General features: G+C 72.5%; 16 protein-coding genes. 15 read left to right on the top strand and 1 reads right to left on the bottom strand.

Annotated elements, in window-relative coordinates; all coding sequences use genetic code 11:
- The gene (locus ITJ54_RS03325) at window positions 1-486 is read right to left on the bottom strand and encodes a flagellar protein FlgN (RefSeq protein WP_194625863.1); all 486 of its coding nucleotides are present in this window, start codon (window positions 484-486) and stop codon (window positions 1-3) included.
- A gap of 395 nt (window positions 487-881) precedes the next feature.
- Here ITJ54_RS03325 and ITJ54_RS03320 point away from each other — a divergent pair, with 395 nt between their 5' ends.
- The 15 genes from ITJ54_RS03320 to ITJ54_RS18065 all read left to right on the top strand — a co-directional run bounded on the left by ITJ54_RS03320 (window position 882) and on the right by ITJ54_RS18065 (window position 13,537).
- Window positions 882-1,700 carry a sigma-70 family RNA polymerase sigma factor gene (locus ITJ54_RS03320; RefSeq protein ID WP_194625862.1) on the top strand — a complete coding sequence of 273 codons (819 nt, stop codon included), beginning with the start codon at window positions 882-884 and terminating at the stop codon, window positions 1,698-1,700.
- Window positions 1,701-1,828: 128 nt separating this feature from the next.
- A complete protein-coding gene (locus ITJ54_RS03315) occupies window positions 1,829-2,689 on the top strand; it encodes a flagellin (RefSeq protein ID WP_194625861.1) in 861 nt (286 codons plus the stop codon).
- A 124-nt stretch (window positions 2,690-2,813) separates the two neighbouring features.
- Window positions 2,814-4,217: a flagellar filament capping protein FliD gene (gene fliD / locus ITJ54_RS03310; protein WP_194625860.1), complete on the top strand. Its 1,404-nt coding sequence runs from the start codon at window positions 2,814-2,816 to the stop codon at window positions 4,215-4,217.
- A 13-nt stretch (window positions 4,218-4,230) separates the two neighbouring features.
- On the top strand, window positions 4,231-4,665 hold the full coding sequence (gene fliS / locus ITJ54_RS03305) for a flagellar export chaperone FliS (protein ID WP_194625859.1): 435 nt from the start codon (window positions 4,231-4,233) through the stop codon (window positions 4,663-4,665).
- Complete coding sequence (locus ITJ54_RS03300) at window positions 4,655-4,987, top strand: hypothetical protein (RefSeq protein ID WP_194625858.1); 333 nt, start codon at window positions 4,655-4,657, stop codon at window positions 4,985-4,987. Before fliS ends, ITJ54_RS03300 begins: the two co-directional genes overlap by 11 nt.
- A 160-nt stretch (window positions 4,988-5,147) precedes the next feature.
- Window positions 5,148-5,492 carry a flagellar basal body protein gene (locus ITJ54_RS03295; RefSeq protein WP_071275706.1) on the top strand — a complete coding sequence of 115 codons (345 nt, stop codon included), beginning with the start codon at window positions 5,148-5,150 and terminating at the stop codon, window positions 5,490-5,492.
- Window positions 5,489-5,884 carry a flagellar basal body rod protein FlgC gene (locus ITJ54_RS03290; RefSeq protein WP_194625857.1) on the top strand — a complete coding sequence of 132 codons (396 nt, stop codon included), beginning with the start codon at window positions 5,489-5,491 and terminating at the stop codon, window positions 5,882-5,884. The genes ITJ54_RS03295 and ITJ54_RS03290 overlap by 4 nt, the downstream gene beginning before the upstream one ends.
- Window positions 5,884-6,216 (top strand): flagellar hook-basal body complex protein FliE, encoded by a 333-nt coding sequence (fliE, locus tag ITJ54_RS03285; protein WP_194625856.1) that lies wholly within the window; start codon window positions 5,884-5,886, stop codon window positions 6,214-6,216. Before ITJ54_RS03290 ends, fliE begins: the two co-directional genes overlap by 1 nt.
- Window positions 6,216-7,895: a flagellar basal-body MS-ring/collar protein FliF gene (gene fliF / locus ITJ54_RS03280; protein ID WP_194625855.1), complete on the top strand. Its 1,680-nt coding sequence runs from the start codon at window positions 6,216-6,218 to the stop codon at window positions 7,893-7,895. Before fliE ends, fliF begins: the two co-directional genes overlap by 1 nt.
- Complete coding sequence (fliG, locus tag ITJ54_RS03275; RefSeq protein WP_194625854.1) at window positions 7,892-8,926, top strand: flagellar motor switch protein FliG; 1,035 nt, start codon at window positions 7,892-7,894, stop codon at window positions 8,924-8,926. Before fliF ends, fliG begins: the two co-directional genes overlap by 4 nt.
- A complete protein-coding gene (locus ITJ54_RS03270; protein ID WP_194625853.1) occupies window positions 8,919-9,551 on the top strand; it encodes a hypothetical protein in 633 nt (210 codons plus the stop codon). The genes fliG and ITJ54_RS03270 overlap by 8 nt, the downstream gene beginning before the upstream one ends.
- Entirely contained in the window at window positions 9,548-10,879 is a 1,332-nt protein-coding gene (locus tag ITJ54_RS03265) for a FliI/YscN family ATPase (RefSeq protein ID WP_194625852.1), read from the top strand. Before ITJ54_RS03270 ends, ITJ54_RS03265 begins: the two co-directional genes overlap by 4 nt.
- Window positions 10,876-11,307 (top strand): flagellar FliJ family protein, encoded by a 432-nt coding sequence (locus ITJ54_RS18205; RefSeq protein ID WP_194625851.1) that lies wholly within the window; start codon window positions 10,876-10,878, stop codon window positions 11,305-11,307. The genes ITJ54_RS03265 and ITJ54_RS18205 overlap by 4 nt, the downstream gene beginning before the upstream one ends.
- Complete coding sequence (locus tag ITJ54_RS03255; RefSeq protein WP_194625850.1) at window positions 11,304-12,047, top strand: C40 family peptidase; 744 nt, start codon at window positions 11,304-11,306, stop codon at window positions 12,045-12,047. Before ITJ54_RS18205 ends, ITJ54_RS03255 begins: the two co-directional genes overlap by 4 nt.
- Window positions 12,044-13,537, top strand: a complete 1,494-nt coding sequence (locus ITJ54_RS18065; RefSeq protein WP_194625849.1) for a flagellar hook-length control protein FliK — start codon at window positions 12,044-12,046, stop codon at window positions 13,535-13,537. The genes ITJ54_RS03255 and ITJ54_RS18065 overlap by 4 nt, the downstream gene beginning before the upstream one ends.
- Window positions 13,538-13,553: the final 16 nt, after the last annotated feature.

Here is a 13,553-nt window from a genome sequence, read left to right as displayed (position 1 = left end):
CTACAGGCTCCCGTCGAAGAGGCGTGCCTCGCCGTCCGAGCGCCCGGAGACCCCGGCGGCGTCGTAGGTGGCGGTGTCGCCGACGGACCCGGCGAGGGTCTCCTCGGTCGACTGTGCAGCGGTGCGGAGGAAGCGGTCGTTCTCGTCCCGGAGCGCGCCGATCTGCGTCGTCAGTTCGAGCATCGCCTGCAGGTGCGACGCGAGGATCTCGCCCCACGGGCCGGCCGGGGCAGCGGCGACGACCTCGCGCAGGGGAGCGTCGGGGTCGACGCCCCACTCCTCGGCGACGGCGGCGCTCTGGGCGCTGCGCTCGAGGCCGGTGGTGCGGAGGCGTGCGAGCACCTGCTCGACCTCACGGCTGGCGTGCGAGACCCAGCGGGAGCGGCCGGCGGCGAGCAGCAGCTGCTCCTCCTCGAGCTTGAAGGTGAGCATCTCGAGCAGCTCTCGTTCGCGCCAGAGCACGGCAGACAGGTCGTTCACGCTCATCAGCTCCTCCCGTTGTCGGTCGTCCAGTCGGACACGATGGACTATCGGCCAGTCCGGGAAGCGCGTAAGCAGGACGCCCCACGCGGCCCGCCGCCACCCTCAGAACAGGGGACAGGAACGGTCGTTCTCCTGCCCGTGTCCCCCCGAATGCGGACCCATCCAGACCCCTCGTCCCCCCGCATTGGGGCCGTTCACAGGGGTGTCCAGCCGATTGCCAGCCGCTACCTTCAGAAGCGCACCACCGGGGGACACCCGGACGGCGTCGGGAACGGCGTCGGTGCACCGCTCGGAGGGAACCGGGCGGGACCTCGGCGTACCGACCGGCCACCACGCGGCCGGTGTTCGTCGTGCCCACGGACGGGGTCAGTCAGCACGAGACGACCAGGGGAAGACCAATGGAACGCACCGAACGCAACGCGATGATCGTCGAGCACCTGCCGCTCGTGGGCTACATCGTCGCCGACGTCCGCGCCCGTGCCACCCACCTCGACCGCGACGACCTCGCCGCCGTCGGTTCGCTCGCCCTCGTCGCGGCCGCCGACGCCTTCGACCCCACACTCGGCGTCCCGTTCGGCGCGTACGCCAGGACGCGCATCACCGGCGCGCTCGCGGACGACATGCGCTCAGCCGACTGGGCGAGCCGGGGGACCCGCAAGCGCATCCGCGAGGTCCTCGCCACGCAGGAGGCCCTGTCCGCCCGTCTCGGCCGCAGCGTCTCCGTGCAGGAGATCGCCGACGCGATGGGCGTGGACCGTCAGACCGCCGTGGACGCGATGAGCGACGCCGGCCGCACGACGAGCCCGATCGACGAGACCGTGCACGACACCGTCGCCGCCGACCTGCCGCTCCCCGGGGACGAGCTCGTCGACACCGAGCGCGACCGCTACCTCCGCGCCGCCGTCGAGGCACTGCCGGAGCGCATGCGCTTCGTCGTGGAGGCCGTCTACTTCGGGGACCGCTCGGTGACCGACGTCGCCGCCGAGCTCGGCATCACCCACTCGGCCGTCTCGCAGCAGCGCTCCGAGGCGATGCGCCTGCTCCGCGACGGCCTCGCCACGCACTACGGCGACGGCCAGCCGGCCCCGGAACCCGCGTCGCGCACCACGGCCGCGCGCCGCAGCGCCTACCTGGCCCGCGTGGCCGCGAACGCCACGGCCGGGGTCGCCCGCGCCGTGCAGCACGCGGCCGCGACCCACCAGGTGGTCGCGAGCTGAGACCAGGAGGACGATGTCGGAGAAATCCGTCCCCGTTCTCCTAACGCCTCCGGCCGACCGGCCGACAGGCAACGATGCCAGCCCACGGACGGGCCGGCGAAGACCCACACTTCACGGAGGAATTCACCATGGGTATGTCCATCAACACCAACCTCTCGGCACTCAACACGTACCGGAACCTGAACTCGACGCAGAACGACCTGTCGAAGTCCCTCGAGAAGCTCTCGACGGGTCTCCGCATCAACCGTGCTGCCGACGACGCGGCCGGTCTGTCGATCTCCGAGGGGCTGAAGTCCCAGGTCGGTGGCCTCACGGTCGCCGCCCGCAACGCGCAGGACGGCATCTCCGTCGTGCAGACCGCTGAAGGTGGCCTCACCGAGACCCACTCCATCCTCCAGCGCATGCGTGACCTCGCCGTGCAGGCCGGCAACGACTCCAACAACGCCGACTCGCGCACCGCCATCACGACCGAGGTCGGCGAGCTCCAGAAGGAGCTCACCCGCATCTCGGCCTCGACCAACTTCAACGGCATCAACCTGCTCGACGGGTCCGCCGGTGCGGCCGGGGACGGCAAGCTGACGTTCCAGGTCGGTGCGAACGGCGACGACGCCAGCAAGATCGACGTCGACCTCGCCGGGGCGAACGTGAAGACGGTGGCCGACGCGCTCACCACGGGGACCGACGGCAAGATCGCCTTCGACACCAACGCGAACGCCCAGAAGGCGATCGTGGCGATCGACGCGCAGATCAAGTCGGTCTCGACCGCTCGCAGCAACATCGGTGCCGTCCAGAACCGCTTCGACCACGCCATCAACGTGACGAACGTGGCCAAGGAGAACCTGACCGCTGCGAAGTCCCGCATCACCGACGTCGACATGGCGGAGGAGATGGTCAAGTACACGCGCGACAACATCCTCAGCCAGGCCGGCACGTCGATGCTCGCGCAGGCGAACCAGAGCACGCAGGGCGTCCTGTCGCTGCTCCGCTAGCCACCACGCGCGACGCGTGACCAGCGCCGCCCTCCGGGACAGTTCAGGCCTCCCGGGGGGCGGCGCACCCCTGCGTGCCGTCGTCGGCGCGCGCCCCGATCTGCCCCGTTGAACAGGAGCACCCATGTCAACGTCCTCCGTGTCGAGCGGCAGCTTCGCCATCGACGGACTCGTCTCCGGCCTGGACACCACGAGCCTCATCAACTCGCTGATGTCCATCGAGACGGTCCCGCAGACGCTCCTCAAGAACAAGGTCACCGCGACCACCGCGTTCGTCTCGTCCCTGCAGACCATCAACTCCCTGGTGCAGACCCTCGCGACGAAGGCCACCGACGCCGCCAAGCCCGCGTCCCTCGACGTCTTCTCCGCCACCAGCTCGTCACCCGGGGTCACGGTCGCCACGAGCGCCACCGCCGCCCCCGGGTCCATCAGCTTCTCCGTCGGGTCCACCGCGTCCGCCCAGGTCGGCGTCACCGCGGCGATGTCGACGTGGTCCGCGGACGCACAGCCGCTCACCATCAAGAAGGCCGACGGCACGACCACGACCGTCACGCCGAAGTCCGGCTCCCTCGACGACGTCGCCGCCGCGATCACCAAGTCCGGCGCCGGGGTGACCGCCACCAAGGTGCAGGCGGGGACCGCGGCCGACGGCACCCGGCTCTGGCGGCTCCAGCTCAGCTCGACCGCCTCCGGTTCGGCCGGTGCCTTCACCGTCCACCGCGGGACGGCCGACGAGGTCGCCGCGGGCACGGCGACGAACGTGCTCACGGAGACCGGGGCCGCGGTCGTCAAGCAGGCGAGCGACGCCTCGGTCACGCTGTGGGCCGGCACCGCTGCCGCGCAGACCGTGACGAGCGCGTCGAACACCTTCCGCGACCTCGTGCCCGGCGTGGACGTCACCGTCTCCCAGGCCACCACCGACCCCGTCACCGTCTCGGTCGCGCAGGACACGACCAAGGCCCAGGCGGTCGCGTCCGGTCTCGTCGACGCGATCAACGCGGTCGCGTCGTACTACGCCTCGAACACCAAGGTCACCAGCACGACGAGCCCGTCCACGGGCGCGACGACGACCACGGCGGGTGTGCTCCTCGGCGACGCCAGCAGCCGGGACGCCGTGCAGCGGCTGACCAGCACGATGTCGGCCCCCGTGAACGGCAAGTCCCCGTCGTCGATCGGCATCTCGATCACCCGGTCCGGTGACTTCACCTTCGACGCGGACGTCTTCCAGAAGGCCCTCGCCGCGGACCCGCAGGGCACCCAGGCGATCCTGTCCGGGATGGCCACCGCCGTCGGTGCCGCTGCGACGTCGGCGTCGGACAAGTACACCGGTTCCATCACCACCGCGATCACCGGCCAGCAGGCCGTGGTCAAGGACCTCAACGACCAGATCGACCGCTGGACCGACCGCCTCGCGGCGCGGAAGTCGACGCTGCAGACGCAGTACGCGGCGCTCGAGACCAGCCTCAGCAAGCTCCAGTCGCAGTCGAGCTTCATCGCCAGCCACCTCGCCTCGACCTCGTCGAGCTGAGCAGGAGACCCTCATGTACACGAACCAGACGCAGCGCCGCAGAGCCCAGTACACGAACGAGTCGGTGCTCTCCGCGACGCCCGCCCAGCTCGTCACGATGCTCTACGACCGGCTGCTGCTCGACCTGCACCGTGCCGAGGCCGCCCAGGTCGGGTCCGACTGGGACGCCGCCCGCGACCAGCTCCTGCACGCCCAGGCCATCGTCGGCGAGCTGTCCTCGACCCTGCGCATCGACGCGTGGGACGGCGGCGAGGGCCTGCTCGCGATCTACAACTACGCCTCCACGTCGCTCATCACCGCGAACGTGCACCGCGACGTGCAGGCCACGCGCGACTGCGTCCGCATCCTCGAACCGCTCCGCCAAGCCTGGCACGACGCGGCCGCCGCGATGCCGGCCGCCCCGACCGTCGTCGGCGCGCACGCGGGCGGAGCACTCGGTGTCGCCTGACACGGACAGCACCAGCGGAGCCGACACGGACGGCACCACCGGTGCCGACACCGACGGCACCACCGCATGGGAGGCCGTGCTCACGTCCCTGGAACAGGCGACGGTCGACGGCGACCCGGCCCCGTGGCACGAGCCGACCGGGCTGGGACCGATGCCGCGCGCACTGGCGGGACGAGCCTCCCGGCTGCTCGCCGCGCAGCGGGACCGGATGGCGACGCTGGAAGGCGACCGCCGGCAGGCGCTGGAGCACCTCGGTGCGCTCCGCCAGGTCGACGCGACCCGCGCGCCGCAGCGCTCCGTGTACCTCGACGCCTCCGCCTGAACCAGACCCGGCCCCCGTTCGGGGCGAGCGCTAACGGGGTCCGCGACGGGCTCCGATAGCGCCACACGAGCACGGATCGCTCGACCACCGGCCAGGGATCGGCCACCACCGCACGGCGACGTCACCACACGTGACGGCGCCGCGTCCGAGGGGGACCCCTGTGTTCGATTCCGTGACGTCGGCAGCGCTGCAGAGCGCACTCGACGGGCTGTCGATGCGCCAGCGCGTGATCGCGAACAACATCGCGAACATCAACACCACGAACTACCACGCCGAGAAGGTGCAGTTCGAGGACGCGCTCGCGAAGTCCATCGTCGACGGCAAGGGCTCGACGACGCCGACCATGGCGCGCAGCCTCGAGCCGACGAACACGAACGGCAACAACGTCAACCTGGACGAGGAGACGCTGTCGAACATCGACACCGTGCTCCGGTACCAGTTCGCCACGCAGGCGATGAACTCCGAGCTCACCAGCGTCCGTGCGGCGATGCGGACGAACTCGTGACCACGTTCGACGCGATCGGGATCGCGAGCACCGGCCTCACCGTGCACCGCAAGTGGCTCGACGCGATCTCCGACAACATCGCCAACGTCAACACGGTCAAGTCCATGGACGACACCGCCTTCCAGGCCCGCTACGTCGAGGTGCAGGAGGGCAACGGCGTGTCCGGCGCCTACGTCAAGGGCGCCGCGTTCGGCAGCGCCGCCGGCCGTGTCACGTACGACCCGGACAACCCGCTCGCGAACGCCGAAGGGTACGTCCGCATGCCGGACATCGACCTCGGCACACAGATGGCGGACCTCATCATGGCCCAGCGCGGCTACCAGGCGAACGCCGCCGTGGTCGACCGTGCCAAGACCGCCTACGAAGCGGCACTGCAGATCGGGAAGAACTGATGCCCATCGACGGCGTGAACGGCGTCACCACGAACGCCATGACGAACGCGCTCACCTCGGTCTCCGGGACGAGCAGCGACATCGGCACCTCGGCCACCAGCGGCACCGGCGGCAGTGGCTTCGCCGCGTCGCTCGGCAACGCGGTCGACGGCCTGCAGCAGCTGCAGAGCGACTCCAAGACGCTCGCGCTCAAGGCGGTCACCGGCAACCTCGACGACATCCACGACGCCACCATCGCGTCCACCCGCGCACAGGTCACGCTCGAGCTCGTCGCCGCGGTCCGCAACAAGGGCGTCGACGCCTTCAACGAGATCATGAGGATGCAGGCCTGATGCCCGCTGCACTGCAGAACCTGTTCGGTCGCCTCGGCGGCTACGTCAAGGGCTTCACCGCCGCCCAGCGCACCATCGCGATCATCGGTGTCGCCGCGCTCGTGCTCGGCGGCTTCGCGCTGGCGTCGTGGCTCGGCAAGCCGTCCTACGCGCCGCTGTTCACCGGCCTGGCCGCGGCGGACGCGAGCTCGGTCACCGACCAGCTCACGACCGACGGCGTGCCGTTCCAGCTCACCGACGGCGGCGCGACGATCCTCGTGCCGCAGTCGAAGGTCTACACGGAACGGCTCAAGGCCGCGTCGAACGGGCTGCCGTCGTCGAACGAGGGCGGCTACTCGCTGCTCGACACGATGGGCGTGACCAGCTCCGAGTTCCAGCAGGACGTCACGTACAAGCGCGCGATCGAGGGCGAGCTCGCCAAGACGATCTCCGCGATGGACGGCGTGCAGACCGCCACCGTGCAGCTCGCGATCCCGAAGAAGTCGGTGTTCGTGTCCGAGGAGAAGGACCCGACCGCGTCGGTGTTCATCGCCACGAAGAACGGCACCGAGCTCACGACCGACCAGGTCCAGGCGATCGTGCACCTGACCAGCGCCGCAGTCGAGGGCATGCAGACCACCGACGTGTCCGTCGTGGACCAGAAGGGCCAGACGCTCTCCGCCGTCGGTACCGGCGCGACCGGCTCCGGCAGCGACCAGGCCGCCGACTACGACGCCGCGACGAGCAAGAAGATCCAGGACCTGCTCGACACCACGCTCGGCGTCGGGAACGCCAGCGTCGTCGTCTCCGCGACGATGAACCAGAACACGGGCACCCGCACGGCGGAGTCGTACACGACGCCGACCACCGGCCCGGTCGCGCTGAACGAGTCGTCCACGACCGAGCAGTACGGCGCCGGCAGTGGCGCCGGTGGCAAGGGCGCGACGGGCGTCCTCGGTCCCGACAACATCGCCGTGCCGAACGGCACGGCCGCCAGCGGTTCCACTGCCGGCGACGACGGCTACAAGAACGAGTCGGCCACGAAGAACAACGCCGTCGACCACACCACCGAGACGACGCAGATCCCCGCCGGTGCCGTCGACCGCCAGACGGTGTCGGTCGCCCTGAACAGCAAGGCCCCGTCGGTGCAGAGCGCGAACCTGCAGAGCATCAACGACCTGGTGTCCGCCGCCGCCGGCACCGACACCGCCCGCGGCGACCAGGTCAAGGTCGCGATGATGGACTTCGACACCAGCGCCGCCGACGACGCCGCGAAGGCGCTCAAGGCCCAGCAGGAGTCGGACCAGCAGGAGGCCCTCTGGTCCGCCATCCGGACCGCCGGCATCGTGGTGGGCATCGCGCTCGCCCTCATCACGCTGATGATCGTGCTCGTCCGCCGCGGCCGCCGTCAGGAGCGCGAGACCGTCGACGTCGGCGAGCTCGACGCCTTCGGCACCGCGTTCGAGCTGCCGATGGCCGTCGACGCCGCCGACGCCCGCGCCGGATTGCTCGCCGGCAGTGACCCGGCCACGGTCGCCCTGCCGACGATGCCGCACGACGACGCCCCGACCGAGATCCTGACCACGGACGAGGTCACGGCCGAGCGCCGCCGCCAGGACATCTCCGCCCTGGCCGAGCGTGACCCGAAGCGCACGGCCGACCTGCTCCGCGGGCTCCTGGACGACCGGAGCCCGGTGTGAACGGCCCCGCGGTCAAGGCCGGCGACCGCTCCCTGAGCGGTGCGCAGAAGGTCGCGCTGATCCTCATGCAGATGGAGACCGACCGCGCCGCCGAGGTGATGAAGCAGTTCTCCGAGCTCGAGGCCGAGGAGATCTCCGCCGAGATCGTCCGGATGCGCCGCGTCGAGGACACCGTCGTCGACCAGACCCTCAGCGAGTTCCACCGGATGACCCAGAGCGGTCGTCGCCAGCGCCGCGGTGGCAAGGACGCCGCGATGGGGCTGCTCGAGGCCTCGTTCGGCTCCGAGCGCGCCGCCGGCGTGATGGACCGGTTGGCGTCGAACCTGGCCGGGCAGTCGTTCGACTTCCTCGACGACGCCGAACCCGGGCAGGTCGTGTCCCTGCTCGAGGGCGAGCTGCCGCAGACGATCGCCCTCGTGCTCGCCCACCTCAAGCCCGCACAGGCCAGCGCCGTGCTCGCCGGGGTCGACGACCACGCCCGAACCGACGTCGCGCAGGCGTTCGCCACCATGGGCTCCGCCACCCCCGAGTCCGTCGGGATCGTCGCCGGCGTGCTCCGCCAGCGTGCCGGCGCCGTCGTGTCGCCGCGCGAGAGCGTCGAGGTCGTCGGGGGCATCCAGCCGCTCGTCGACATCATCAACCGCTCCGACGTCGCCACCGAGAAGGCCGTGCTCGACGGCCTCGAGGCCCGCGACCCCGAGCTCGCCGAGGACATCCGCTCCCGCATGCTCACGTTCGAGGACATCGTCAAGCTCGAGTCCCGCGACATCCAGCAGGTCCTGCGCGGCATCGACTCGAAGATCCTCGCGACCGCCATGAAGGGCGCAGCTGGCCCGGTCACCGAGACCATCCGCGCGAACGTGTCCGAGCGCAACCGCCAGCTGCTCGACGACGAACTGCAGTCGATGGGCCCGGTCCGTGTCTCGCAGGTCGAGGAAGCGCGTGCCGAGGTCGTCCGCTCCGTGCGCGAGCTCGAGGCGCAGGGCGTCATCACCGTGCACCGCGCCGAGGAGGACGAGCTCGTTGACTGACACCTTCGAACGCCTGGCGTTCCCCGTCGTCGCCGACGCCGGGTTCGCGAACCGGGTCGCCAGTGCCGAGGTCCGTGGCCACGCCGCCGGGTACGCCGCCGGGCTCCGTGCGGCGCACGCCGAGACCGAGGCGCTCCGTGCCCGGCTCGACGCCGAGCACGCCGCCCGGTCCGCCGCCCTGGAGGCCGAGACGGCCCGCCGGGTCGCCGCGCTGGCCGCCGCGACCGACGCGCTCCTCGCGCGCGCCGTGCCGGTGCTGGAGTCCGCCGAGCAGTCGGTGGTGGAGGCGGCCATGGAGCTGGCCGACGCCGCCGTCGGGTACGCGATCCGCGCCTCCCGTCCGGTGAGTGGTCACGCTGACGGACTGGAGGCTGTCCCCGCGTCCGGTGCGGAGGCCACCGTCCGCCGTGCGCTCGCCCTGGTCGACCACACCGTCGCGATCGCCGTCCGGCTCAGCCCGGCCGACGCCGCCGCGGTCGCCGCCCTCGACCTGCCGGTCGCGGTGCGCGCCGACGTCACGCTCGCCGACGGCGACGCCGTCGTCGACCTGCCCGACGGTGTGCTCGACGCCCGCATCGGTGTCGCGCTCGACCGCGCGAAGGACGCACTGGGGGTGTCCGCGTGACCGCGACGCTCCTCCGTCCCCGCGCGCTCGACGCGGCCGTCGCCCTCGCCGCACCGCAGCGGGTCGGTGTCGTCACGAGCGCGGTCGGGCTCGGACTGACCGTCGCCGGCCTCGACGCCCGCATCGGCGAGGTCGTGCTCGTCGGCCACGAGGACGGACCACAGACCGCCGTCGAGGTCGTCGCCACCGACGTGACCGGGGTCCGCTGCATGCCGCTCGGGCGCCTGACCGGGATCACCGCCGGCACCCCGGCACGGCCCACGGGTCGTCCGGTGCTGGTGCCGACCGGCCGCGGGCTGTTCGGGCGTGTGCTCGACGGGCTCGGGCGTCCGATCGACGACCGCGGCCCGCTCGACGCCGACGACTGGGTCGAGCTCGACCACGCCACCCCGAACGCGATGGCCCGAACCCGCATCGACACCCCTCTGCAGCTCGGCGTCCGGGTGCTCGACACCCTGACGACCGTCGGCCGCGGCCAGCGCATGGGCCTGTTCGCCGGGTCCGGCGTCGGCAAGTCCTCGCTGCTGTCGATGATCGCGCGGGGCAGCGACGCCGCCGTCAACGTGATCGCCCTGGTCGGGGAGCGTGGCCGCGAGGTGCGCGAGTTCCTCGAGGACGACCTCGGCGCCGAGGGCCTCGCCCGCTCGATCGTCGTCGTGTCCACCTCGGACGAGCCCGCGCTGATGCGCCTGCGTGCCGCGTTCGTCGCCACCCGGATCGCGGAGTCGTTCCGTGACGCCGGGCAGGACGTCGTGCTGATGATGGACTCGCTCACCCGCGTCGCGATGGCGCAGCGGGAGATCGGCCTGTCCGTGGGGGAGCCGCCGGCCACGCGGGGCTACCCGCCGTCGACGTTCTCCGTCCTCGCCGGACTGCTCGAGCGCGCGGGCACCGACCGCGTCGGGAGCATCACGGGCCTGTACACGGTGCTCGTGGACGGCGACGACCACAACGAGCCGATCGCCGACTCCGCGCGCAGCATCCTCGACGGGCACGTCGTGCTCGACCGCAAGCTCGCCGTGACCGGGCACTTCCCGTCCGTCGACGCCCTCGGGTCGATCTCGCGCGTGGCGTCGAAGGTCACGTCGCCCGAGGAACGCGCCGCGGCCACGATGCTCCGGACGGTGATGGCCGCCCGCACGGCCGCGCAGGACCTGCTCGACGTCGGCGCCTACCAGCGTGGCTCGAACCCGCTCGTCGACGCCGCCGTGGACCACGAGGACGCGATCAACGCGTTCCTGCGCCAGGGCATGGACGAGCGCGTCACCGCCACCGACTCGTGGCAGCGCCTCGGCGGACTGGTCCAGCAGCTCGGGGGCCTCCGGTGAACCGCCGCTTCCCGCTCGCCGGGCTCCTGCGCCTGCGGCACACCGAACAGGACCGTGCCGCGGCGTCCCTGGCGACCGCGAACGACCGCGTCCGCGAGGCCGCCGACGCTCGCATCGCCGCCCGTCGCACGCTCGAGGACACCGGTGTCGCGATGCCGATCCAGGACGCCGCGACCCTGAGCGCCGTGGCCGCCGCGCGTGCCGCGACCCGCGGGATGCTCCAGGAGCTCGACGCCGTGGTGCAGAACCGCCGCGTCGACGCCGACCGGGCGCAGGACGCGTACACCGCCGCACGCCGGTCGGCACTCGGGCTGGAGAAGCTCGAGGAGCAGCACGGCACGCGCGTGGCGGCCGAGGAACTCCGCACGGAACAGACCGTGCTCGACGAGATCGCGGCACGTGGCCGCCAGGAAGGTGGTGCTCGATGAGCCTCGACGCCGTGTTGAGCCGGATCTCCGAGATCCGCTCCCAGATCGACACCCTGCAGAACGGGGGAGCCACCCGGACGGTGGCCGCCCCGGGCTCGGCGGCGGACTCCTCGACGGCGTTCGCCTCGGCCCTCGCCGGCGCGAACGGCTCGACGGGCACCGGGACGACGACCGGAGCTGCCGCTGCTGCCACGGTGGCTCCCGCTGCACCAGCGACCTCCGTGGACGCCGGTGCCGGGACGGTCGCGACGGGCAGCGGTGCCTCCGGGGACGACGTCGTCGCGGACGCGAAGAAGTACCTCGGCGTGCCGTACGTGTTCGGCGGCACCACGACCGCCGGCATGGACTGCTCCGGGCTCGTGCAGACGGTCTTCAAGGACCTCGGCGTGAAGATGCCCCGCGTCGTGCCGGACCAGGCGAAGATGGGCACCGAGGTCGGGTCCCTCGCGAACGCGCAGCCCGGTGACCTCATCATCCCCAAGGGCGAGGGCCACGTCGTCATCTACGTCGGCGACGGCAAGGTGCTGCACGCGCCCCGCCCCGGCAAGGACGTCCGGATCGTCGACAACTGGTACAAGGACAGCGACATCGCGACCATCCGGCGCATCGTGCCGTCCGCGCAGGACGCCGCCGCGACGAAGGCCGCCCACGCCGTCTCCGCCGCGCCGTCCGCCGGCGGCACCGACCTGCAGACCGCCGCGCTGATGTCGCTGCTGCAGACCGGGAAGGCCGCCGCATGAGCATGACCATCGCACCGAACGCACCCGCGGGCCCCGCCCGTGGGGGATCGGCGGCGTCCGGCTCCGGCCGCGCTGCCGGCACGGACGCCGGGTTCGACGCCGCCATGCGCGCCGTCGGGGACCCGGCAGTGGCAGTCGCCGACCCGAGTCTCGCGCAGGGCGACGCACCTCGCGCCGCGGGCCGCGAGTTCGGTCCGGCAGCGCGAGCCTCGGCCCCGGAGGACGCGGCCGCGTCGGGCGATGCCATCGCGCCGATCGACGTCGCCGCGCCGCTGACCGCCGATCCGAGTCTCGCGTTGGCAGACGTGGCTCGCGTCGCAGGAGCTGTGTTCGGTCCGGGAGCGCGAACCTCGGCCACGGAGGCCGTCCCGCCTGCCGCCACCGACGCTGTCGCGGAACCGAGGCTCGCGCTGGGAGACGTGGCTCGGGTTGTGGGGACGGAGTTCGGTCGCGCAGCACGAGCCTCGTCGGCTGGCGTGGGCGGCGCCGCTGCCACGCCTGCCGCTGCCGCCGAGCCTGCCGCTGCCGCTGCCGCTGCCGCTGCCGCTGCCGCTGCCACGCCTGCCGCCGCCGTTGCCACGCCTGCCGCTGCCGCTGCGAGCGTTGACGGGCCGACTGTCGCCCCGACGCACGCCGCGCGACCGACCGCCGCTGCACCGACCTCCGGCGAGCCGACCGCCGCTGCACCGACCTCCGGCGAGCCGACCCCCGCTGCGCCAGCCTCCGCCGCGCCGACCGCCGGGCCCGTACCCGTACCCGCTGGCGCGGTGGCCCCTGCCGGGGTGCCCATCGCCACCACGCCGGTCACCGCCACCAAGCCGGTCACCGCCACCGCGCCAGCCGCCACCACGCCAGCCGCCGCAGCTGCTGCCGCCGCGGTCGTCGCGACCACGACGACCGAGCCCGGCCACCGTGCCGAGGCGAGCCAGCGGGAGCAGGCCGACCCGGGCCTCCAGGCCGGACCGACCGGCCGCGCGCCGGAGGTGGCCTTCGCGCTCCCGACGACCGCACCGGCCGCGCCGGCGTCAGCCACGGCACCGGCTGCACCGACGGCCCCGGCACCCGCACCGCTCGCGCAGCAGCTCGCGCGGCCGCTGTTCACGCTGGCGCACGCCGGTGCCGGTGAGCACGTCGTCACCGTCCACCTGGTGCCCGACACGCTCGGGCCGGTCACGGTGCGGGCTGCCGTCGGGGCGCACGGGATGCACGTCGAGCTGTTCGCCGCCTCGGACGCCGGGCGCGACGCGGTCCGCCAGGTCCTGCCCGACCTGCGGCGCGACGCTGCCGGCAGCGGCGTCTCGACGACGCTCGACCTGTCGTCGCAGAACCACCCGGACCGACCGACCGGCGAGTCCGCTGGTCGCGACGGGCGTCCGGCCGCCGGTGGGCGCGCAGCCGACGACGACCGGGAGGCTCGCCCCACCACCGCACGCACCCTGCGTCCCACACCCACCACCGTCCGCACCGCGGGACTCGACGTCCTCGCCTGAGGCCTGACGACAAGGA

The organism is Curtobacterium sp. VKM Ac-2865 (assembly GCF_015350905.1).
Lineage (GTDB): Bacteria > Actinomycetota > Actinomycetes > Actinomycetales > Microbacteriaceae > Curtobacterium.
The sequence above is the reverse complement of the archived record's forward strand: the minus strand, read 5'-3'. Positions and strand labels throughout refer to the sequence as shown.